Genomic DNA, 21,679 nt, shown 5'->3' on the forward strand with positions numbered 1-21,679 from the left:
CCTGCACATCGAGAAAAGCCGCCCGCACGCGCGTTCCGGCGCGGGACGGCAGCGAAACGGCGCGGCTCAGTCCTTCAGCCCGCGCCCCTGCGTGGCGTCGTAGTGGCTCTGGAAGCCGGCGCCGTAATAGCCCGCCGAGACCTTGGCTTCCATCTCGACGCGCGCATCGGACGGGATCAGCTCGTCCGGAATCGGCACGCGCTCGATCACCGCGATGCCGGCGCGGTCGAGCGCGTTGAACTTCATGTCGCTCATCGAGGCGAAGCGGTCGATGCGGGTGACGCCGAGCCAGTGGAACACGTCCGGCATCAGTTCCTGGAAGCGCATGTCCTGCACGCCGGCGACGCATTCGGTGCGCTTGAAGTAGGTTTCCGGCAGGTCGCCGCCCTCCTGCCGCTTGCGAGCGTTGTAGACGAGGAATTTCGTAACCTCGCCGAGGGCGCGGCCTTCCTTGCGGTTGTAGACGACGAGGCCGGTGCCCCCCTTCTGCGCCATCTCCACGCAGATCTCGATGCCGTGGGCGAGATAGGGCCGGCAGGTGCAGATGTCGGAGGAGAACACGTCCGAGCCGTTACACTCGTCGTGCACGCGGCAGGCGAGCGGCACGCTCGCGTCGCCGATCTTCGACACGTCGCCGAACATATAGAGCGTCATGCCGCCGATCGGGGGCAGGAACACCTTGAGGTCGCCGCGGGTGACGAGCTCGGGGAACATGCCGCCGGTATATTCGAACAGGTCGCGGCGCAGCTGGCCCTCGCTGACGCCGAAGCGCTCGGCGATCCCGGGCAGGTACCAGACCGGATCGATCGCCGCCTTGGTGACGCGCACGTCGCCCTTGGGGCCGATGATGTCGCCGTCGACCTTGAGCCGGCCGGCGCGGATGGCGTCGCGGATCTCCGGCATGTCGATATGGGCGCGGGTGATGGCGATGGTCGGGCGCACGTCGAGGCCGGCGGCGATCTCCGGTGCGAACACCTCGCCGACCATGTGGCCCCACGGGTCGAGCGACACGATCCTGGCCGGGTCGCCCCATTGCGGATGCGGGCCGATGGCGTCGGAAGGGGCGGTGTTGGTGAGATCCGCCTTGAAATCCTTGGGCAGCGCGCCGGCGGAGATGGCCAGCGCACGATAGACCGAATAGCCGCCCGCGTGGGTGCCGATGGCGTTGCGGCGCTTCGGATCGGTCAGGGTGGCGACCACCGGGCCACGCTCGCGTGCTGTCGGCGCGCCCCAGTTCAACGCCGGAGCGGCACCGGCAAGGCCCGTCGGGGCACCGTGCGAGGTGAGGACGATATGGCTGCGGGTACGACCGCCGGAACCGGCATTGACCGACATGGAGAGGCTCGCTTCTGGCGGCGGCGAGGCTGCCGGCGCCCTTGAAGCACGCAATCAGAGCGTTATTCGCGCAGCTCCGCAAGCACAATCGGTTGAGATCGCGATCGTGGCACCACCCACGCGTATCGACCGGTCGAGCCTGACCCGGCCGGCAAATTCGGCTATGGCTTGGCGGCGGGACGGCACGCCCTGTGCTTGCCCGACAGGCCCCAACGCCCACAGCGAGCCTTCCGGATGAGTTCCTCCGCCGCGCCCGGCCCGATCCTCGACCCCGGCCCGACCATCGTGGTCGATCACCCGCTGATCCAGCACAAGCTGACACTGATGCGCCGCTCGCGCACGCCCGCCAACGAGTTCCGTCTGCTGCTGCGCGAGATCAGCATGCTGCTGGCCTATGAGGTGACGCGCGACATGCCGCTCGAGATGATCGAGATCGACACGCCGCTCACGCGGATGCAGGCGCCCGTGCTGGCCGGCAAGAAGCTGTGTCTCGTCTCCGTTCTGCGCGCTGGCGGGGGCATCCTCGAGGGCATGCTGGACATCTTGCCGGCCGCGCGCGTGGGCCATATCGGGTTGTACCGCGACCCGGTCTCGCTGTCCGCCGTGGAGTATTACATCAAGCTGCCGCGCGACATCTCGGAGCGCACCGCCATCGTGCTCGACCCGATGCTGGCGACCGGCAATTCCGCCGCCGCCGCCGTCGACCAGGTGAAGGCGGCGGGGTGCCAGTCGATCAAGTTCGTCTGCCTGATCGCGGCGCCGGAAGGGCTCGCCACGTTCCACGAGGCGCATCCGGACGTGCCGGTGTTCACCGCCGCCGTCGACAGCCACCTGAACGACCATGGCTACATCGTGCCGGGCATCGGCGACGCCGGCGACCGCATCTTCGGCACCAAGTGACGATCGGGAAAGCCGGCGCCCCGTCGCCCGCCGAAAGTTTCGGCGGGCCGTGCGCACGCGTGCCGCAAATCAGGGCTTCCGTTTCCCCGGCCCGCTGCTAGGCTCGCGCCGTCCCTAGGGTTCCGGCACGGCGACGTGCGGCTGGTCCGAGAGGGGCAGCCCGGGATCGAGACAGGCACCGGGTCCACGGCGGGACAAAAGCCCGGGAGGCGAAGCTAGCCGATCCTCGCGACGAGGATCGCAGCGATGGCCGCCGGTTTGATTCCCGCCGGCCTCCTGCCCGCGTCGCGTTCACCTTGATGCCACTTGGCGAGGAGAAACCCGATGCGTCCCTCCCCCTTCCGCTCCACCCGTGTCGCCGGCCTCACGGCGGCCGCGCGCCGCCCGCGCCGGCACCATCCCAATTTCGAGATCCGGGAGATGCAGGGCTGGAAGGCGCTGGAGGCCGAAGCCGGCCTCTCGTCCGATGGCTGGCGCAAGGAGCAGCAATGGGCGCTCGACATGGGCCTGCCCGGCGCCGATTCCATCACCGACAAGTCGATCCCGACCTTCGCGCGCGGCGAGCTGCCGCATTTCGCCGGCATCAACACCTTCCTCAAGGCGCCCTATGTCGAGAATGTGCGCGATGTCGGCAAGTACGACGCCGCCGTGCTCGGCATACCCTTCGACAGCGGCACCACCTACCGCCCCGGCACCCGCTTCGGGCCGCAGGGCATCCGCCGCATCTCGGCGCTCTACACCCCCTACAACTACGAGCTCGGCGTCGACCTGCGCGAGCAGATGACGCTGTGCGATGCGGGCGACGTGTTCACCATCCCCGCCAATCTGGAGAAGAGCTTCGACCAGATCTCGAAGGGCGTTTCCCACGTCTTCTCGTCGGGCGCGCTGCCGATCATGCTGGGCGGCGACCATTCGATCGGCTTTCCCTGCGTGCGCGGCATCGCCGAATGCACCTCGAAGCGCATCGGCATCATCCATTTCGACCGCCATATCGATATCCAGGAAAAGGATCTCGACGAGCGCATGCACACCACGCCCTGGTACTGGGCGACGAATCTCCCGAACGTCTCGCCGAAGAATCTCGTTCAGCTCGGCATCGGCGGCTGGCAGGTTCCGCGCTACGGCGTCGAGGAGGCGAGGAAGCGCGGCACCAATGTGCTGACCATCGCCGACATCGAGAAGATCGGGCTGGAGAAGGCCGCCGAGATCGCGCTGGAACTCGCTTGGAAGGACGCCGACGCGGTCTACATCTCCTTCGACGTGGACAGCATCGACTGCGGCTTCGTGCCGGGCACCGGCTGGCCGGAGCCGGGCGGCTTCCTGCCGCGCGAGGCGCTGAAGATCCTCGGCCTCGTCGCCGCCGAAGGGCTGTGCGGGCTGGAGGTGGTGGAGGTCTCGCCGCCCTACGACACCTCCGACATCACCGCCCTGTTCGGCCTGCGCGTCGTCGTCGAGGCGCTGGGTTCGATGGTGGCCCACGGGAAGCTCGGCAGCCACAAGCACATCATCGACAAGCCGGTGAGTTTCTGAGAACTGCCCTGCGGCCACAGCGCCTTCCGCTCCCGTCATCCCGGACGGCCCATCGGCCGATCCGGGATCGCGCGCGGGACAGGCGTATCTCTTTCGGCACCCGATCTCGGATCGTCGCGCCTGCGGCGCGGGGTCCGGGACGACCCATTGGAGGCGAAAGCCATGCATCGCGGCCATGACCATCATCACGACCACGGCGGCGGGCATTCGCACGGTCCTTCCCACAGCCATGCGCATGCCCATGCCGAGAGCCACGCGCCGGGGCACAATCACGGCCATGGCCCGCAGCGCGTCGCGCAGTGGCAGACGCCGCATTTGCCGGAGCCGCCGCCAGCGGCGGATCATCACCACGCCGAGCCCGATCTCGACCTCGTCGAGAAGGCGTTCGTGGAGGGATTTGCCTCGGCGAGCGATCCGACCAGCTTCCTGCGGCTGGCGCAGGTGCCGTTCGACGCAGTGGCGGGCGACGGGACCCGCCTCAGCCTGCTGCGCGTCGCGACGGAGGGGGTGACCGATGTCGGCGCGGTGATGCCGCATCTGGGCGGTGGCACCTTCCGCTACGATCCGCTGCCGGCCAGCATGGTCTCGCGGCGCGAGCGCCTGCGCTTCGTCTATTTCGACGGGCGCGCGCCGCGCGATCTCACCCTGGCGGAGGTTCGGGCGCTCGCCAAGCCGTGACGCACGGCTTTGTCGGGATGGCGCGCCCGATCGCCGCGTCAGGACTTTGCCGGCTTGATCGGAATTCTTCCAGCGTTCATGGTGCGCCGGTCCATCGGCCTCCGATCCGGTGGCACGGATGGAATGCCCGATGGACTATGATCACCTGTTCGCCAATGCCGTCGACGCGCTGAAAAGCGAGCGGCGGTATCGCACCTTCGCCGAGATCGAGCGTGATGCGCAGCGCTTCCCGCGCGCCACGTGGCACGGCCCGTCGGGCGCGCGCGAGATCGTGATCTGGTGCTCGAACGACTATCTCGGCATGGGTTGCCATGCGGACGTCATCGCGGCGATGTGCGATAGCGCCCGTCAGGTCGGGGCCGGCGCCGGCGGCACGCGCAACATCTCCGGCAACAGCCACGCCATCGTCGAGTTGGAAACCGAACTCGCCGACCTCCACGGCAAGGAGGCCGGCCTCGTCTTCACTTCCGGTTACGTCTCGAACCAGACCGGCATCGCGACCCTCGCCCGCCTGCTGCCGGACTGCCTGATCCTCTCCGACGCGCTCAACCACAATTCGATGATCGAGGGCGTGCGTCAGGCCGGGCGGGACAAGCAGGTGTTCCGCCATAACGACCTCGTCCATCTCGAAGAACTGCTGAAATCGGCCGGCCACCGCCCGAAGCTGATTGTCTTCGAGAGCGTCTATTCGATGGACGGCGACGTCGCGCCCATCGGAGCGATCTGCGACCTGGCCGCCAAGTATGGCGCGATGACTTATCTCGACGAGGTGCATGCCGTCGGCATGTACGGGCCGCGCGGCGCCGGCATTGCCGAGCGCGACGGCGTGATGGACCGGGTCGACGTGATCGAGGGAACTCTGGGCAAGGCGTTCGGCGTGGTCGGCGGCTACCTCACCGGCAAGCGCGTCGTGATGGATGCCGTGCGCTCCTACGCGCCCGGCTTCATCTTCACCACCGCCCTGCCGCCGGCGATCGCGGCCGCCGCGACCGCCTCGGTGCGCCATCTCAAGGCGTCCGGCGCGGAGCGCGCCCGCCAGCAGGCGCAGGTTGCCAAGGTGAAGCGCGCTCTTGACGCGGCCGGCCTGCCGCAACTCGTGACCGATACGCACATCGTGCCAGTGATGGTCGGCGACGCCGAGGCGTGCAAGGCTGCGAGCGACCTACTGCTTAGGGAACACGGCATCTACATCCAGCCGATCAACTATCCCACTGTGCCGCGCGGTACGGAGCGGCTGCGCATCACGCCCGGCCCCTTCCATGACGACGCACTGGTGGCGGAATTGGCGCGGGCGCTCGCGGCCGTCTGGCGCAAGCTGGGCCTCGCCTTCGTCGAGCGCTCCGAAGCCGCCGAGTAGCACGCGGCGGCCGGCCGGTCAGTCCTTCGGCTCGGTCGAATCGAGTTCCGGGGGCGGCGCTTCCTTTTCCTCCGGCACCGCGCTGAACGCGAAGCTGGCGATGACCGGCACCACCAGCGACAGGCCGACGAAGCGCAACAGGTGATGCGCGGCCACGAAGGCCGGATCGACGCCGAGAACGAATGCCATGATCGTCATCGCCTCGAGCGCGCCCGGCATGTAGGCCAGCACCACCTTGGCCAGCGCCTCGCCCGACAGCCAGGCGCCGATCAGCGCGAACAGCACGGACACCGCTGCCGCGATCGCCAGCGCACCGAGGCTGTGGACGACGAACCGGCGGAGCACGTCGATCCGCGTGCCCGCAAAACGGCTGCCGATGTTGGAGCCGAGCACGGTGAAGCCGCAGACCAGCAGAAGATCGGGCATGCGGCCCTCGATCAGCCCGGCGCCGTGGACGACACCGCTCGCCAGCATGGCGCCGACCATGGAGCCGCCGGGCAGCCGCGCCCGCTCGGCGGCGAGCGCGCCAAAGGTACCCGCCGCCAGCGAGGCGACGAGGCTCATCCAGTCCGGCACGACGGGGTTCACCGGCAGGACGCCCGACGGCTGATGGCCGAAGCCGCTGAAGGCCGGCGGCAAGAGTGCCACCAGCACGAACAGACGAATCGACTGGGCGAAGACCACGCGCCGTGTATCCGCTCCGGTGCTCTCGGCCATGGCCAGCACCGCCGAGAGGGCGCCCGGCGACGCCGCGAAGAACGCGCTGCGCCGATCCCACCCCGCCGCCTTCTCCAGATAGAAGATGACGGCGGCCATCATGACCGGCACGGAGAGCGCCAGGACCGTCATGGTTACTGGCCAGGTCGACAGCGAATTGAGCGTTGCCGGCGACACCGCCGCGCCGAGCGAGGTGCCGAGCACGACATAGGTCACTTCGCGCACCGGCCGCGTCAGACCGACCGAAACGCCCGCAAGCGCCGCGATTCCCGTCGTGGTGAGCGCGCCCGACAGCCAGCCCGCGGGAACCCCCAGCAAAGCGAAGATACCGCCGCCCGCCGCCCCGATGAGCAGGGTGACGACGACGCGCCGGAGGGTCTTCAGATCGAAGGAGAAAAGTCGCGAAAGCATCGGACCTGCGCGAGAGATTGCGCCGGATCAATGCGCCGAACCTGGGGTAAGGTCAAATTGAAGACATGCATAGCTCTGCCCTCATCCATGCCGAACGCGCGGTGCCGCGCTACACGTCCTATCCCACCGCGCCGCATTTCGATGCCTGCGTAGGTGCCCCCGAGCACCGGCGCTGGATGGAGGGGTTGCCCTCTGACGCGGCGCTGTCGCTCTACCTGCATGTGCCGTTCTGCACGGCCATCTGCGGTTATTGCGGCTGCACCACTAAGGCCACGCGGCGCGCGTCGCCGGTCGAGGCCTATGCGGAACGGTTGGAGCGCGAGATCGACCGTGTTGCCGATGCGCTCCCCGGCCGACGGGTGATCCACCTCGCTTGGGGCGGTGGCACACCGAGCATGCTCGGGCCGCGCTGGCTCGAGCGGCTCCACCGGCGCATCGCGCAGCGATTCGACCTCGGCGCACTCGGCGAACACGCCATCGAACTCGACCCCCGCGAGACCGATGTCGCCACCGTTGCGGCGCTGGCGACGATCGGCATCACCCGGGCGAGCCTCGGCGTGCAGGATTTCAGCGCCCATGTGCAGACCGCGATCGGCCGTGTTCAGCCCTTCGGCACGGTGGAGCGCGCCGTCGATCTGCTGCGCGCCGCCGGTATCGACGCCATCAACATCGACCTGATGTACGGCCTGCCGCACCAGACGGAACGCGATGTGCGCCGGACGGTCGCGCTCGCGCATGTGCTGGCGCCGAGCCGTCTCGCCCTGTTCGGCTATGCGCATGTCCCCTGGATCCGCCCCAACCAGCGCACCATCGATGAACGCGCTCTGCCCGGGCCGGAGGAACGGCTGGCGCAGGCCGAGGCGGCCGCGGAGAAGCTGGAAGTGCTCGGCTATCGTGCCATCGGCCTCGATCACTTCGCCCGCCCCAGCGATCCGCTGGCGGTCGCCGCCGCCGAGGGAACGCTCAAGCGCAATTTCCAAGGTTACACGACGGATCAGGCGGATGCGTTGATCGGGCTCGGCGCGTCGGCGATCAGCCGTCTGCCTCAGGGTTTCACGCAGAACGCGCCGGATGCGGGATCGTACAAGCGGGCGATCGATTCGGGACATTTCGCGACCACCCGCGGGGTGGCGTTCACCGCCGATGACCTCGTTCGGGGACGGCTCATCGAGGCGCTGATGTGCAATCTGTCGGTGGATATCGGAGAGCTTCGCCGGGCGGATGCCGGGGCCTCCGGCTATGCGCTCCTCCTGGAGGAGATGGCGGGCCTCGCGAGGTCCGGTCTCGTCAACATCCAGGGCAGCCGCATCGCGATGACGCGCGAGGGGCGGCCCTTCGTGAGACTGGCCGCCGCCGCGCTCGACGCACGGAGGCAGGCCGCGAGCCACGCCCGTCACTCGATCGCAGTCTGAAAACCCAGGAGAAAGGGAAGAGAAGCACCCAGGAGAGGCAGAGAGACTCAGGCAAGCCCGGCGAGACGGGCGACGGAGCCGCTGTCCTCGATCCGCACCTCGTCCGCGCGCAAGAGCGCGACAAGACCGCGACGCTTCATCTCGGAGAAGGCACGGCTGACCGTCTCCAGCGTCAGGCCGAGAAAGTCGGCAATCTCCTGGCGCGTCATCGAGAGGTGCAGGGTCGACCGCTCGGTGCGCGCCGTCGGCGCGAGCCGCACGAGGAAGAAGGCGACGCGCTCGAGGGCCGACATGCGACCGAGCACGAGCGCGTGGGAATGCATGGCGCAGAGCTGCTGCTCGAAGCGGCGCAACAGGCGCGCGCTCAGGACGGGATCATGCTCAAGAGCGCCGCGCTCATGCGCGGCCACGACGCAATGGGTCAGGCTTTCAGCGGAGCAGGCGTAGACCTCGCCGGTCGACAGGCCAAAGACATCCCCGGGGCCAAGCAGTTCAACCACCTGACGACGACCGTCCGGCAACAGCTTAGTGAGCATCACGGCGCCCTCGATCACCTCCATGATCCGGCGGGCCGGATCGGCCTCGTGCAACAGCACGACATGGGGGGCGACCCGCAGTCCAGCGGACGTGCCGTTCAGGCAGTGATGGGGATTATGCCGCGGCCCGCCGCCCGTCCGCTCCTCAATCGCCTGTCGCATCGTCAACCCTCCACCCTCGAATACGCAAGCAGCTTAGGCGGGGTCGGGCAGCGCTACAGTTCGGTGGGCTGCGTAAGGGACTTTCCGAAGGACGCTTGGTCACACCTCGGCGACGAGGCTGCTCAGGGCGGCGATATCGAGTGGCTTTCGCAGAAGGACCAGCGGGGGAAACCCTCGCAATTGATGGTCGATCGCTCCCTGCGACTGACCCGATATCACGACGATCCGTGGCGGGGCGGCCAGTTCGGCAAGCCAGCGCACGACCTGAGCGCCCTGTATGCCCGGCAGGCTGAGGTCGACGATGACCGTGTCCTCGCCCCGCGGCGGCGAGGTGCCGAACAGCGCCTCGGCGGTACGGTGGGCGACCACGTCGTGGCCGAGAGCAGCGAGGGTGAGGCTCAGCGAATCGCTTACCCCCGCATCATCCTCAACGACATGGATCCGCACGACATCCTCCCGGCTTCGTCGCCGACCTTGGTCAAGGCGCTCCCGGGGAGCAATGCGTAGGAATGCGAAGAGGCGGCCAAAGCCGAAACCTCTTCGCCGGAAAAGCATGGATTCGCATGGAAATCGGGCGGGTCAGCGGCTCAGCCGCGGGTATCCTTCAGAACGATCCGCACGAGATCAGCCGCATTCTTGGCGCCGAGCTTCTCCATGATGCGGGCACGATGCACCTCGATCGTGCGCGGGCTGATGCCCAGTGTCCGGCCGGCTTCCTTGTTGGAGGCGCCGGACGCGATCTGCACGAGCACCTCGCGCTCGCGCGGGGTGAGGAGATCATGGCCCGGGAAACGTCCGCCCAGGAGGTTGCCATTGTCGTTGGAGTTGCGCCGCTCATGGGCGCGGATGGCCTCGCGCACACGCTCGACGACCGTCTCCGCATCGAAGGGTTTCTCGATGAAGTCGAGGGCCCCGTGGCGGATGGCGTCGACCGCCATGGGTATGTCGCCCTGGCCGGATATGATGAAGATCGGCGCGGGATAGTGGTCGGCTTCCAGCTCCTTCAATATGTCGAGGCCGGAGCGGCCGGGCATGTGGACGTCGAGAATGACGCAGGACGGCACCCGCCCGCGGGCGACAGACAGGAAGGTCGCTCCGTCGGAAAAGCCCCGGACGTGGTAGCCTTCGAGGCTGAGCACCACCGAGAGCGCATCTCGCACCGCGCTGTCGTCGTCGACGACGAAAATCTCTTCGTTCGCGGCCATGATCCGATCCGCTCCGTTCAGCTCTCGCCTGCCGCCGCCCGAGGCGGGGCCGGCAACGTCAAGGTGAAGCAGGCTCCCCGCCCGCTGCCTCCCGGATCCACGGTAAGGTCACCCCCATGGTTCTGGGCGATCGTACGTGAAATCGCAAGCCCGAGGCCCATGCCGCGACGTTTGGTGCTTGAGAATGCCTGAAACAGCTTGGCCAGCGCGTCTTCCGGGATGCCCGGGCCATTGTCCTGTATCTCCACCTTCACTGCACCCCCCGGGCAACTGGTTTCGATGCGAATCGCGGGATCGGCGCAATGCGAGGTCGCTTCGATCGCATTGCGCACCAGATTGACCACGACCTGCTGGATCTGGACCGGATCGACCATCACCAGCGGCAGCTCCCCGGCCGAGCGCCGGTCGATGCGGATGCGGTGACGCTGGCCGAGGAGGGTCAGTTCGATCGCATCATCGACCAGCGGATCGAAGTCACGCTGCTGTCGCTCGGGCTCCCGCTTCTCCACGAACTGACGCATGCGCTGGATGATGTGCCCGGCGCGCTCCGCCTCGCCTGCCGCCTTGTCGAGAATTGTGCCGACGACCTCGTTGAGGTCGACACCTTTGGCGTGCGCACGCCGGATCGCCTGCAGATAGAGAATCAGAGCAGTGAGCGGCTGATTGAGTTCGTGCGCGATCGCCGCGCCCATCTCGTCAATGGCGGAGACACGGGCGAGATGGACGAGTTCGCTCTGCAGGTCGGCCAGACGCTGCTCGCTTTCCTTGCGCGGGCGCAGGTCGCGCAGGATGCCGATGAACTGCCGCCCGTCCGGGGTCTGCGCCTCGCCCACCGACAGCTCCAGCGGAAACACCGTGCCGTCGACGTGGCGGCCGCGAACCTCGCGGCCGATGCCGATGATCTTCTTCACGCCGGTACGGATGTAGCTGCCGACATATTCATCGTGCTGATCGGCATATTCGACCGGCATGACGAGCTTGACGTTCTGCCCCACCGCGTCGGCCGAACTGATGCCGAACATCTGCTCGCAGGCCTTGTTGAAGATAAGGATGCGGGCGCGCTCGTCGATGACAATGATGCCGTCAGCTGCGGTCGAGAGGACTGACAGCAGACGGGCCTCCGAAACGGTCGGCGGCAGGGCTTTCGCGGTATCACATTCGTGCATGGTGCCACTGTGCGATGGCCGCGTGCGGCTCGCAAGTTCGACCCTCGTCGAGCCCCCGGTGGCGGCAACTCAACGCGTCAACCAGCGTACCAGCCTGTCGCTGGCCTCCCGAAGCTGGGTCTCGCCGCGCGCGAAGCAGAGGCGGATGTAATTCTCGCCGCCGGGGCCGAAGGCGGTGCCGGGCGCCAGCCCGATATTGGCCTCGTCAACGAGGCGCAGCGCGAGCGAGCGCATGTCGCGCTCCCCCTCGACCCCGAAGAACAGGTAGAAGGCGCCCGGCGGCTTGGCGAGATGTACCCGCCCGGTCGCGAGCAGCGCATCGCCAACGATGTCGCGCCCGGCGTGCGCTCGGGCGATCTGATGCGCGACAAAGCTTTCCCCCCGCTCAAGCGCGGCGACACCGGCGCGCTGCATGAAGGTCGCGACACCGGAGTTGGAATACTGAATGAGGTTCTCGATCACATCACCAAGCGCGGGGTGCGCCTCGATCCAGCCGATGCGCCAACCGGTCATCGCCCAGTTCTTGGAGAAGGTCTGGACGAAGAGGATTCGATCCTCGGGCTCCATGATGTCGTGGAAGGATGGCGCCAGCCCGCCCTCGCCGGCCTCGTAGAAAAAGCGCCCGTAGATCTCGTCGGCGATGATCCACAATCCGTGGCGGCGGGCGATGTCCAGCACCCCGCGCAGCGTCTCGCGGGTCGCGACGAAGCCGGTCGGATTGGCCGGCGAATTGATGAAAATCGCGCGCGTGCGCGGCGACACCGCGTCCTCGAGCCGGCCAAGATCGAGCCAGAAGCCCCGCTCATCGTCGAAGGACAGCGGCACGAAGACCGCCCTCGCACCCGCCGCCGCGGCGCCGGCAGCCGCGTTCGGCCATTCCGGCGAGGGAATGATGAGCTCGTCCCCCGCAGACAGGGTCAGGCCGATCGCAACCTGGATGGCATGCATGCCGGAGCCGGTGACGAAATAGCGCTCCGGGTCTTCGGCCACGCCATAGAGACGGCTCATGTAGCGCGCGATCGCGGCGCGCAGATCGGGAATGCCGCGCTGCCAGGTGTAGAAGGTCTCGCCAGCCGCCAGCGAGCGTGTGGCCGCCTCGGCGATGAAGGATGGCGTCGGAAGATCGCCTTCTCCGGCCCAGAGCGGGATCAGGCCCTCGCGCGTGCGACCGTAATTGAAAACCTCGACGATGCCGCTCTCGGGCAGAGCGAGGGCTTCGGGGCGGACATGATCGAGCAAGGAGGGCGGAGCAATGAAACGGGCGGGCTCGGCGGGCATGGTCGGCTCTGGCGCTATGGTGAGGTCCTCACCATAGCGCCGAAACCAGCCGCCTTGCATCAAAAGGCGTCATGACGGCGATCGGCGGCATTGATGGATGCTCCGACCGCCGTCGTGTACCCTCAAGCCTTGCGCGCGAGGATGTCTCGGATCTCGGTGAGCAGAACCTCTTCCTTGGTCGGCGGCGCGGGCGGCGGCGGCTCGTCGGCCGCCTTGCGGCGCAGCCGGTTGATGCCCTTGACCACCATGAAGAGAATCCAGGCGATGATCAGGAAGTTGATGACCACCGTCAGGAAGTGGCCATAGGCGAGAACCGCGCCCTGCTCCCGCGCGGCACCGAGCGAATTGGCCGTGACGTTCGACGACAACCCGATGAAATAGTTCGAGAAGTCCAGACCGCCGAGGACCGCGCCAACGATCGGCATGAACAGGTCGGAGACGATCGAGGTGACGATCTGCCCGAAGGCAGCGCCGATGATCACGCCGATGGCGAGGTCGACGACGTTCCCCTTGATCGCGAATTCGCGGAATTCCTTCAGCATCCAGTCCCCCGATGGTCGCCGGCACCCGATGGCCGTCGCTTCCAGTGTGCGGCGGCGGCTGCCGTTGTTCAATCCACAGCCGGAATTCCGGTTCCCGAGCCGTCCGGTGGTGGCAGCCTGCCATGGACGATGGCATAAGTAGCGCGATCCTCTGGGGGATCGGCGGAAACTCACCAAGCGGAGCCCCCGTGTTGCAGGGCTGGGTCATCGTCGTCGTCGCGCTCGCCTATATCGGCTGCCTTTTCGCCGTGGCCAGCGTGGGCGACCGGCTGCATCCGCGCGCCGAGAAAGGCCGGGGACGGCCCTACATCTATGCGCTGTCGCTGGCGGTCTACTGCACCTCGTGGACGTTCTTCGGTTCGGTGGGCCTAGCGACAACGCAGGGGCTCAACTTCCTGACGATCTATATCGGGCCCATGCTCGTCATCGGGCTGTGCTCGCCCTTCCTGCTGCGCATCATCCGGCTCGCCAAGGCGCAGAACATCACTTCGATCGCGGACTTCATCGCCGCCCGCTACGGCAAGAGCCAGGGCGTCGCGGCCCTGGTCGCCTTCGTGGCGATCATCGGCACCCTTCCCTACATCGCCCTTCAGCTCAAGGCGGTCTCGGCCTCGCTCGTGGTCATGCTGGGCGACTTCGAGGGCATCGGGCTGCACTATCCGGTGGTGGGCGATCTCGCTCTGCTCGTCGCCTTCGCCATGGCGGCGTTTGCCGTGCTGTTTGGTACCCGTCACATCGACGCGACCGAACATCAGGAAGGGCTGATGCTGGCGGTCGCCACCGAATCGATCGTGAAGCTGGTGAGCTTCCTGAGCGTCGGGTTTTTCATCACCTTCTGGATGTTCTCGGGTCCGGCGGACCTGTTCCAGCAGGCCGAAGCGAAGGGCGTGTTGCCCGTTTTCACCGGTGGATTCTCGCTCGGCGGCTTGCTGACCATGACCGTTCTGTCGGCGCTGGCGATCCTCATGCTGCCGCGCCAGTTCCACGTGGCGGTGGTCGAGAACACGGATGCACGCGAGGTTCGCACCGCGGCCTGGCTGTTCCCGCTCTATCTCATTCTCATCAACCTCTTCGTCGTTCCCATCGCCATGGCGGGTCTGGTCGCCTTTCCACCGGGCTTCCTCGATGGCGACATGTTCATGCTCGCCCTGCCGCTGTCCGTCGGCGCTCAGGGCTTTGCGCTGCTGGCCTTCGTCGGTGGCCTGTCGGCGGCGACGGCCATGGTGATCGTCGAGACCGTGGCGCTGGCGGTCATGGTGTCCAACGACATCGCCATGCCGCTGATGGTGCGCCGGCGGCGGCCGGATTCGGCCGCCAATGCCAGTGCCGACATGGGCGGCAAGCTGCTCACCGTGCGCCGTGTCGCCATCTTCGCCGTGCTGCTTCTGGCGTATCTCTACTATCGCCTGTCCGGCGAAGCGCAGCTGGCGCAAATCGGCCTGCTGTCCTTCGCCGCCGTGGCGCAGTTCGGCCCGGCCTTCGTGCTCGGCCTGATGTGGCGACGGGCCACCGCCCGAGGCGCCATGGCCGGTATCGCCGCTGGCGTCGCCCTCTGGACCTATACGCTGCTGCTGCCCACCCTCGCCGAGGCGGGACTGGTCAGCCCTCATCTGTTGGTCGCGGGGCCCTTCGGCCTGGATTTCCTGCGACCGCAGGCGCTCTTCGGCCTCAGCTTCGATTCCCTCACCCACGGTGTCGTCTGGAGCCTGAGCGTCAATCTCGTCACCCTCGTCAGCATCTCGCTGCTCACCGAGCCCTCGCCGATCGAGCGGCTGCAGGCGAGCGTCTTCGTCGAGAACGAGCGCACGCCGTCGGCCCCAAGCTTCCGGCTGTGGCGATCGCCCATCACCGTCGAGGAACTGATGGGGACGGTGGCGCGCTATCTCGGCGAGGAACGCACGCGCGCCTCCTTCGAGAGCGTTGCCGCGATGCGCGGGGTTTCGCTGGAGCCGCAGCGGGAGGCCGACTTCCAGCTGGTGCGCTATGCCGAGCACCTGCTCGCCTCAGCCATCGGAGCGGCCTCCTCCCGTCTCGTGCTGTCGCTGCTGCTGCGCAAGCGTACCGTCTCGACCAAGGCGGCGCTCAAGCTGCTGGACGATGCCTCCGCCGCGATCCAGTACAATCGCGAAATTCTCCAGACCGCGCTGGACCATGTGCGACAGGGTATCGCCGTGTTCGACCGCGACCTGCGGCTGACCTGCTGGAACCGGCAGTTCGGCGAGATGCTCGATCTGCCGCCGGAACTGGTGCGCATCGGCGTCAGCATCGACGAGATCCTGCGTTTCGATGCCGCCGCCGGCCTGTTCGGCCCCGGCCTGGTGGAGGAGATCGTACGCGAGCGCCTCGCCCGGTTCACCCGCCGCAATGCGAGCTTCCAGGAGCGGCTGATGCCGCGCGGCATCGTCGTCGAGGTGCGCGTCAATTCAATGCCGGATGGCGGTATCGTCGCCACCTTCAGTGACATCACCCCGGCGGTGGAGGCGGCCGAAGCGCTGGAGCGAGCCAACGAGACGCTGGAGCGTCGCGTCAAGGAGCGCACCAAGGCGCTGGAGCACCTCAACACCGAGCTCGCCAACGCCAAGGCCGACGCCGACGAGGCGAACATCTCGAAGACGCGCTTTCTCGCCGCCGCCAGTCACGACATCCTCCAGCCGCTCAACGCCGCGCGCCTCTACGCCACCAGCCTCACCGAACGGGCGGCGGAGGGCGAACAGGGGCGGCTGGCCGCCAATGTCGATGCCTCCCTCGAAGCGGTGGAGGAGATCCTCGCCGCCCTGCTCGACATTTCGCGGCTGGATGCCGGCGCCATGAAGCCGGAGATCGCGCCCTTCCGCATCGACGAGATCTTCCGCCAGCTGGCGCTCGAGTTCGAGCCGCTCGCCCGGGAGAAGGGCTTGTCGCTCCGTTTCGTGCCGTGCTCGGCGGCCGTGCGATCGGACCGGCGGCTGCTGCGGCGGCTGCTGCAGAATCTCGTCTCGAACGCGATCAAGTACACCCCAGGGGGACGTGTTCTGATCGGCTGCCGCCGCAGGCGGGGAAAACTGCGCGTCCAGGTCTTCGATACCGGACTCGGCATCCCCACCAACAAGCAGAAGCTGATCTTCAAGGAGTTCCAGCGGCTAGATCAGGGGGCCAAGGCGGCGCGCGGGCTCGGGCTCGGCCTTTCCATCGTCGAGCGCATCGCGCGCGTGCTGGACCACCCGATCGACCTGGCCTCGACGCCGGGGCGCGGCAGCATGTTCGCCGTCGACGTGCCTACGGCGCCGCCGGTGCCTGCGCAAGAGGCGGCCAGCCCGGCGCCGGCGCTGACGGCGACGCTGGACGGACTCGTCGTCCTCTGCATCGACAACGAGCCCAACATCCTCGACGGTATGGAAACGCTGCTCAGCGGCTGGGGCTGCCGGGTCGTGAAGGCCGGCGACGTCGCCGGCGCCCTCGCCGTGCTGCGCGAGAAGCGCGTGACGCCGCACGTGCTGCTGGTGGACTATCATCTGGGCGATTCCAACGGCATCGAGGCCGCCAAGCACCTGCGCTGGAAGCTCGGCGCCGCGCTGCCCGCCGTGCTGATCACAGCCGATCGCTCGAAGCGGGTCCGCGATACCGCACGCGCGACGGAGATGGAGGTGCTGAACAAGCCGCTTCGCCCGGCCGCGCTCCGCGCGCTGCTGGCGCAGTGGCGGGTGACGCGCTCGGCGGCGGAGTGACATGACCTCACCTCGGTCCGGAACATGAACGTGGGCTGACCACCGCGTTCAGCCATGATTCCTGCAACCGGGCCTAGAACCCGCCCTCGATGGCCGGCCGTGCCGGCTTGTACCTTGGGGGGCAACCCATGACGATCCACGGCAACGCCGGCCTGGCCAGCGACTTCGCGACCGGCCGATCATCGTCATCGCAACGCCGGCCTGGAGTTGCGCGGCGCTTGTGGTGCTTCGTCTACTACGCCTGGTTCCGCGCACGGACGCGACACGCACTGCGCAACCTGCCGGATCACCTGCTCGCCGATGTCGGCCTCTCGCGCGACGACGTGGCGAACGAAGTCATCAAGCCGTTCTGGCGTTGACGGACAGCCAAGGCGTCAGGCGCTTGGCTGCGTCCACTGGCCGCCTTCGATCTTGGCCGCGGCGATGACCGCCTGGGTGCGGCTCTCGACATCAAGCTTCTGCAGGATTGCCGAGACATGCGCCTTCACCGTCGCCTCGGAAACGCCGAGCTCATAGGCGATCTGCTTGTTCAGCAGGCCCTCGGACAGCATCATGAGCACGCGCACCTGCTGCGGGGTCAGCGTCGCGAGGCGCGAGACGAGGGCCTTGGTTTCCTTGTCGACGCCGCTGTTGAGGTCGATATCGGCAGGCGTCCAGGTGCGGCCCTCCAGCACGGCAGCGATGGCCTCGCGCGTGGTCTCGACCGCGCTGGTTTTGGGAATGAAGCCCGACGCGCCGAACTCCATGCAGCGGCGGATGACGCTCGCCTCCTCATTGGCCGAGACGACGACGACGGGTACGCCGGGATATTGCGCCCGCAGGTACATGAGGCCGGAGAAGCCGCGTACGCCCGGCATGGACAGATCCAGCAGGACCAGGTCGATGTCGCTCTCGCGCTCGAGCAGGGCCTGCAATTCCTCGAACGCACCCGCCTCGAACAGATCGACCCCGGGGAACTGCCGCAGCACCGCTTCCTTGAGCGCTCCCCGGAACAGCGGATGATCGTCGGCGATCACCAGCCGAAAGCTCATTGTCGTTTCCACCTGCCCCCCCTTTTTCTCGAGCGCTTGTCTGGCCGGCGCCTTGAGACCGATAATCCTTCCCCTGCGACGAGCGCGCAAGGACGTTTGAATCCGGACGCCCGACTTAGCCGCCGTCGCCGGTAAAGGCGAGAATGATCGTGCGGGTGTGCGGTCGCGTCCGATGCTCCGCCAGATAGATGCCCTGCCATGTGCCCAGCGCCATGCGCCCCGCGATCACGGGAACCGCCAGCGCGATGCCGGTCAGCATCGACTTCACGTGGGCCGGCATATCGTCGGGCCCCTCGTCATCGTGAACCCATCCAGCATCGGCCGGCGCCAGACGCTCAAAGGCCGTCAGCAGGTCGATGCGCACGTCGGGATCGGCGTTTTCCTGGATCAGCAGCGAGGCGGAGGTGTGCCGGCAGAACAGCGAGACCTCGCCGTCAGCCGCCCGGATGTCGGCCAGAAAATCCGCGACGGTGCGGGTCAGTTCGGTGAAGCCGGCGCCCGTGGTCTCCACCGTCAGCTCTGTGCTGACACGTCGAACGATACGCGTTTCGCGCGCGATCTCGCGCCTGACCGTTCCCATGCAGCCTCCCTACCCCGAGCACCGCGCAGCACAGGATGCGGACACGGCCGGTTCGATGTATATCGCAGATGCGAACACGTCATCCTGCCGCCCGTCATCCAAAGTCGAGCATAGCCGCATGTCCTCGTCTTCCGCCCCCTTCTGCCTCTATCCGGCGCAGTTCGCACCGGAGGCCGTCAGCGCCGAGACGCGGATGATCAATGCCGGCATCGTCAAGGCGCTGGGTGCGATCCCCGATCGCTGGGTGTTCCCGCCAGCGGTGATCCGCAAGATCCGGCTCGACGGCAAGGGGCCCTTTCCGCTCGCCCCCGAGAGCCCGCGCGCGCAGGTCGTCGAGATCGACGGCCCGCACGGGACGGTTCCCCTGCGCATCATCGCCCCCGACAATCCGGCAGGTGTCTATCTGCACATCCATGGCGGCGGCTGGACGCTCGGCTCGGCGCGCGAGAACGACGGCCTGAACGACCGTCTCGTTGCCCGGACCGGCTTCGCCGTCGTCTCGGTCGACTATCGCCTCGCGCCGGAAAACCCCTACCCCGCCGGGCCGGACGATTGCGAGGCCGCGGCCCTCTGGCTCGTCCGCGAGGGCAAGGCGCGGTTCGGCACGGATCGCTTCGTCATCGGCGGCGAATCGGCGGGCGCGCACCTGTCCGTCGTCACGCTGCTGCGCCTGCGCGACCGGCACGGTATCAGCCCGTTCCGGGCGGCGAACCTGCATGCCGGCTGCTACGATCTCGGCCTGTCGCCGAGCGCGCGCGCCTGGGGCGACGAACCGCTGGTGCTCAACACGCGGGACATCAACGTCTTCGTCGGCCATTTCCTGCGCGCGGGAGGCGACGTTGCGGCTCCCGACATCTCTCCGCTGCATGCCGACCTCAAGGGGCTGCCGCCGGCGCTTTTCACCGTGGGCACCCGCGACGCGCTGCTCGACGATTCCCTGTTCATGGCGCCACGCTGGCTGGCGGCCGGCAATCCAACCGAGTTCGCCGTCTTTCCCGGCGGATGCCATGTGTTCATCGCATTCCCCGGGGGACTGGCGGACACGGCGCTGGAGCGGATCTACGGCTTCATCAGCGCCTGTTGACGACCAGGAGGGCCGTCAGAGCGTGTCGCTCTCGCGGCGCAGCCGCTCGATCATCTGCATGAAGCGGCGGAACATCTGTTCGGCCACGTCCATGCCACGATCGATCTCACGGCGCACGTCGCTGTCCTCGGTGGAGGCTCCGGCATCAGGTCCCGAGGGAGGGCCGGCACGCTCGCCACCATCGGGCGAACGCCGCGGGTCCTCCATGATATCCGGGACACCCGCTGGCGGACGCGGGGCACCGCGCGCAATCTGGCGCTCCAGCATGGCGATGCGGTCATTGAGGCGACCGATCTCCACCTCATAGGCGGAACGGTCATCGGGCAGAAGTTCACACACCCATGTGCCGCCACGAGCGCCGCAGCGCGAAAGCGCACCGGTTCGGGTGTCGAGACGCATCACGCCACCCTCGACGGGCGTCATGGTGAAGCGCCCATCCGGCTCTGCCGCCGCAGAAGTCGCCCCGCCGGCCGGAGCGCCTTCCTGCGCGCGGACCGGTGCGAGCGTCATCCAGCCCGCGGTCATGACCAGAACAAGGCTTCCAATTGCATATCGCATCGCGGCCTCCCGTGCCGGCGAGACGCCGCCGTCGGCCGGACGTCACGTCGCCGGCGTGTAGGGCGCCCGCCCGGACGACAACGCATCGTCGAGCAGATCGATCCGATCCTGCCCCCAGAACACTTCCCCGTCGAGCACATAGGCCGGCGAACCGAAGACTTCCGCGCCCACGGCCCGCTCGCGGTTGCCCCGGTAGGTCGCCACGACGGCATCGCCTTCCGCCGCCTGAACCAGGTCGGCCGGCAGGCCGACCTCTCCCAGAATCGCCCGGAGTGTGGCGACATCCGCGAGATCCCGCCCCTCACGCCAGACGCCGGCGAAAACGCGGGCGAGGAGACGGTCGGGATCGTGGCCGGCGTCGACCGCCGCGATGACGATCCGGTCGGCAAGCGCGGGATTGAACGGCCAGTAAGGCGGCTGAAGCTGGAAGTCGGGCACACCACGCCTCACCCGCCAACGCTTCAGCTCGAGCAGACGATAGCGCTGGCGCGCGGGGTGGCGCTTGGCGAGAGGCAAGCCGCCGGTCTCAGCGAACACCTCGCCGAGCGCCACGGGCAGGTAGCGTACCGTGACCCCGTGTCGACGTACGACATCCATGAACGGCTGATGGCCGAGCGCAGCCCAAGGGCTGACGACGGAGAAGTAGTAATCGATGGTCCGTGCCATGGCGTCCCGCTGCCTGCTTTCGGCCGGCTCCTGGCCGGCGTTGAGCGGGAACGCAAAATCCCGCCCGCCGCATCATGCGGCCGGGCGGGACCATAATCGCGTTGACGGAGACCGCCAACCATCGACCGAAGGCTTCAGGCCGCAGTGCGGGTGCCGAAGGCGTCGATCATGTGGTTGAGTTCGCCGATGGCATCCTCGATATCGGCCTTCTGCTGCCGGAGCAGCTGAATCTGCTCCTCGCACTTCTCGCGACTGAGGGCGAGGCCGCCTGCCGGCGTGGGGCCTCCCTCGCGCAGGGCCACCATGCTCTTGATCTCGGCAAGGGTGAAGCCGAGCTTCTTGCCTTTCAGAATGATGGCGAGGCGTGCGCGCTCGGCGGCGCTGTAAAGGCGCGTCAGGCCCTCGCGCCGCGGTGCCAGAAGGCCCTTGTCCTCGTAGAAGCGCAGGGCGCGCAGGGTAACGTCATATTCGCGAGCCAAGTCGCCGATCGTGTACAGCGGCGAATCCGGTACGAGATTGGCGGCGTCGTGGGCGACAGACTCGGAATGATGCGTGGTGAAATCCATGGCGAAACGCTCCGATGGGGGCAGGTGGACGTTAGGGAAACACCTACAGCCCAACCGCCCCCAGCGGGAGAAAGGGGCACCCTCCGCTAGGGAAACTTACTGTTACGAGAGATCGACTTACCCGCCTCAACTCACTGAACGGGAACGATTTTGTTCAGGCTTCTGCAAATCGGGCCGAACCTGCCGCGCCGTCGAAGGGCGCCTGCCCGGATTAACCATTCTTACCGTCGTTAACGCGCCATTTACCAAGAACGGAAAAAG

The 21,679-nt window shown here is 67.5% G+C and carries 21 protein-coding genes and 1 riboswitch; of the genes, 8 read left to right on the forward strand and 13 right to left on the reverse strand.

Features of this window, described 5'->3' with window-relative positions:
• Positions 1-66 precede the first annotated feature (66 nt).
• On the reverse strand, positions 67-1,335 hold the full coding sequence (locus ACEUEL_RS12920; RefSeq protein WP_405705741.1) for a GTP cyclohydrolase II: 1,269 nt from the start codon (positions 1,333-1,335) through the stop codon (positions 67-69).
• Positions 1,336-1,569: 234 nt separating this feature from the next.
• Between ACEUEL_RS12920 and upp the strand changes: the two genes are divergently transcribed.
• The 4 genes from upp (at position 1,570) to hemA (ending at position 5,800) form a co-directional block, all read left to right on the forward strand.
• A complete protein-coding gene (gene upp / locus ACEUEL_RS12925; RefSeq protein WP_405705744.1) occupies positions 1,570-2,235 on the forward strand; it encodes a uracil phosphoribosyltransferase in 666 nt (221 codons plus the stop codon).
• Positions 2,236-2,338: 103 nt separating this feature from the next.
• Positions 2,339-2,446: riboswitch (guanidine-I (ykkC/yxkD leader) on the forward strand.
• 113 nt (positions 2,447-2,559) lie between these two features.
• A complete protein-coding gene (locus tag ACEUEL_RS12930) occupies positions 2,560-3,765 on the forward strand; it encodes an agmatinase family protein (protein WP_405705746.1) in 1,206 nt (401 codons plus the stop codon).
• Positions 3,766-3,927: 162 nt separating this feature from the next.
• A complete protein-coding gene (locus ACEUEL_RS12935) occupies positions 3,928-4,443 on the forward strand; it encodes a hypothetical protein (RefSeq protein WP_405705749.1) in 516 nt (171 codons plus the stop codon).
• Between the two features lie 130 nt (positions 4,444-4,573).
• A complete protein-coding gene (gene hemA, locus ACEUEL_RS12940; RefSeq protein WP_405705752.1) occupies positions 4,574-5,800 on the forward strand; it encodes a 5-aminolevulinate synthase in 1,227 nt (408 codons plus the stop codon).
• Between the two features lie 18 nt (positions 5,801-5,818).
• Here hemA and ACEUEL_RS12945 read toward each other — a convergent pair whose 3' ends face one another.
• Positions 5,819-6,928: an AbrB family transcriptional regulator gene (locus ACEUEL_RS12945; RefSeq protein ID WP_405705755.1), complete on the reverse strand. Its 1,110-nt coding sequence runs from the start codon at positions 6,926-6,928 to the stop codon at positions 5,819-5,821.
• 65 nt (positions 6,929-6,993) lie between these two features.
• Here ACEUEL_RS12945 and hemN point away from each other — a divergent pair, with 65 nt between their 5' ends.
• Positions 6,994-8,340, forward strand: coding sequence for an oxygen-independent coproporphyrinogen III oxidase (gene hemN / locus ACEUEL_RS12950; protein WP_405705758.1), 1,347 nt, complete (start codon positions 6,994-6,996; stop codon positions 8,338-8,340).
• A gap of 47 nt (positions 8,341-8,387) precedes the next feature.
• Here hemN and ACEUEL_RS12955 read toward each other — a convergent pair whose 3' ends face one another.
• The 6 genes from ACEUEL_RS12955 to mscL all read right to left on the reverse strand — a co-directional run bounded on the left by ACEUEL_RS12955 (position 8,388) and on the right by mscL (position 13,229).
• Positions 8,388-8,936, reverse strand: coding sequence for a helix-turn-helix domain-containing protein (locus tag ACEUEL_RS12955; protein ID WP_405706763.1), 549 nt, complete (start codon positions 8,934-8,936; stop codon positions 8,388-8,390).
• Between the two features lie 201 nt (positions 8,937-9,137).
• On the reverse strand, positions 9,138-9,485 hold the full coding sequence (locus tag ACEUEL_RS12960; protein WP_405705761.1) for a response regulator: 348 nt from the start codon (positions 9,483-9,485) through the stop codon (positions 9,138-9,140).
• Between the two features lie 140 nt (positions 9,486-9,625).
• Positions 9,626-10,243: a response regulator transcription factor gene (locus ACEUEL_RS12965; RefSeq protein ID WP_405705764.1), complete on the reverse strand. Its 618-nt coding sequence runs from the start codon at positions 10,241-10,243 to the stop codon at positions 9,626-9,628.
• Positions 10,244-10,260: 17 nt separating this feature from the next.
• Complete coding sequence (locus ACEUEL_RS12970) at positions 10,261-11,409, reverse strand: two-component system sensor histidine kinase NtrB (protein WP_405705767.1); 1,149 nt, start codon at positions 11,407-11,409, stop codon at positions 10,261-10,263.
• 69 nt (positions 11,410-11,478) lie between these two features.
• A complete protein-coding gene (locus ACEUEL_RS12975; protein WP_405705770.1) occupies positions 11,479-12,687 on the reverse strand; it encodes a pyridoxal phosphate-dependent aminotransferase in 1,209 nt (402 codons plus the stop codon).
• 122 nt (positions 12,688-12,809) lie between these two features.
• Entirely contained in the window at positions 12,810-13,229 is a 420-nt protein-coding gene (mscL, locus tag ACEUEL_RS12980) for a large conductance mechanosensitive channel protein MscL (RefSeq protein ID WP_405705772.1), read from the reverse strand.
• A 188-nt stretch (positions 13,230-13,417) separates the two neighbouring features.
• Between mscL and ACEUEL_RS12985 the strand changes: the two genes are divergently transcribed.
• Together ACEUEL_RS12985 and ACEUEL_RS12990 are read left to right on the forward strand one after the other, a co-directional pair.
• Entirely contained in the window at positions 13,418-16,933 is a 3,516-nt protein-coding gene (locus tag ACEUEL_RS12985) for a hybrid sensor histidine kinase/response regulator (RefSeq protein WP_405705775.1), read from the forward strand.
• A gap of 128 nt (positions 16,934-17,061) precedes the next feature.
• The gene (locus ACEUEL_RS12990; RefSeq protein ID WP_405705778.1) at positions 17,062-17,292 is read left to right on the forward strand and encodes a DUF1127 domain-containing protein; all 231 of its coding nucleotides are present in this window, start codon (positions 17,062-17,064) and stop codon (positions 17,290-17,292) included.
• Positions 17,293-17,307: 15 nt separating this feature from the next.
• On the opposite strand, the gene ACEUEL_RS12995 is transcribed toward ACEUEL_RS12990, so the two are convergent.
• Complete coding sequence (locus ACEUEL_RS12995; RefSeq protein WP_405705781.1) at positions 17,308-17,964, reverse strand: response regulator transcription factor; 657 nt, start codon at positions 17,962-17,964, stop codon at positions 17,308-17,310.
• Positions 17,965-18,079: 115 nt separating this feature from the next.
• The gene (locus tag ACEUEL_RS13000) at positions 18,080-18,544 is read right to left on the reverse strand and encodes a secondary thiamine-phosphate synthase enzyme YjbQ (RefSeq protein ID WP_405705784.1); all 465 of its coding nucleotides are present in this window, start codon (positions 18,542-18,544) and stop codon (positions 18,080-18,082) included.
• 118 nt (positions 18,545-18,662) lie between these two features.
• Here ACEUEL_RS13000 and ACEUEL_RS13005 point away from each other — a divergent pair, with 118 nt between their 5' ends.
• Positions 18,663-19,628, forward strand: coding sequence for an alpha/beta hydrolase (locus tag ACEUEL_RS13005; RefSeq protein WP_405705787.1), 966 nt, complete (start codon positions 18,663-18,665; stop codon positions 19,626-19,628).
• A 15-nt stretch (positions 19,629-19,643) separates the two neighbouring features.
• On the opposite strand, the gene ACEUEL_RS13010 is transcribed toward ACEUEL_RS13005, so the two are convergent.
• From ACEUEL_RS13010 to ACEUEL_RS13020, 3 genes are all read right to left on the reverse strand, one after another.
• On the reverse strand, positions 19,644-20,186 hold the full coding sequence (locus ACEUEL_RS13010; protein ID WP_405705789.1) for a hypothetical protein: 543 nt from the start codon (positions 20,184-20,186) through the stop codon (positions 19,644-19,646).
• Between the two features lie 42 nt (positions 20,187-20,228).
• Positions 20,229-20,852, reverse strand: a complete 624-nt coding sequence (locus ACEUEL_RS13015) for a 2-hydroxychromene-2-carboxylate isomerase (RefSeq protein ID WP_405705792.1) — start codon at positions 20,850-20,852, stop codon at positions 20,229-20,231.
• A 134-nt stretch (positions 20,853-20,986) separates the two neighbouring features.
• A complete protein-coding gene (locus tag ACEUEL_RS13020) occupies positions 20,987-21,418 on the reverse strand; it encodes a MerR family transcriptional regulator (protein ID WP_405705795.1) in 432 nt (143 codons plus the stop codon).
• Positions 21,419-21,679: the final 261 nt, after the last annotated feature.

This window comes from Ancylobacter terrae (assembly GCF_045108345.1).
GTDB lineage: Bacteria > Pseudomonadota > Alphaproteobacteria > Rhizobiales > Xanthobacteraceae > Ancylobacter.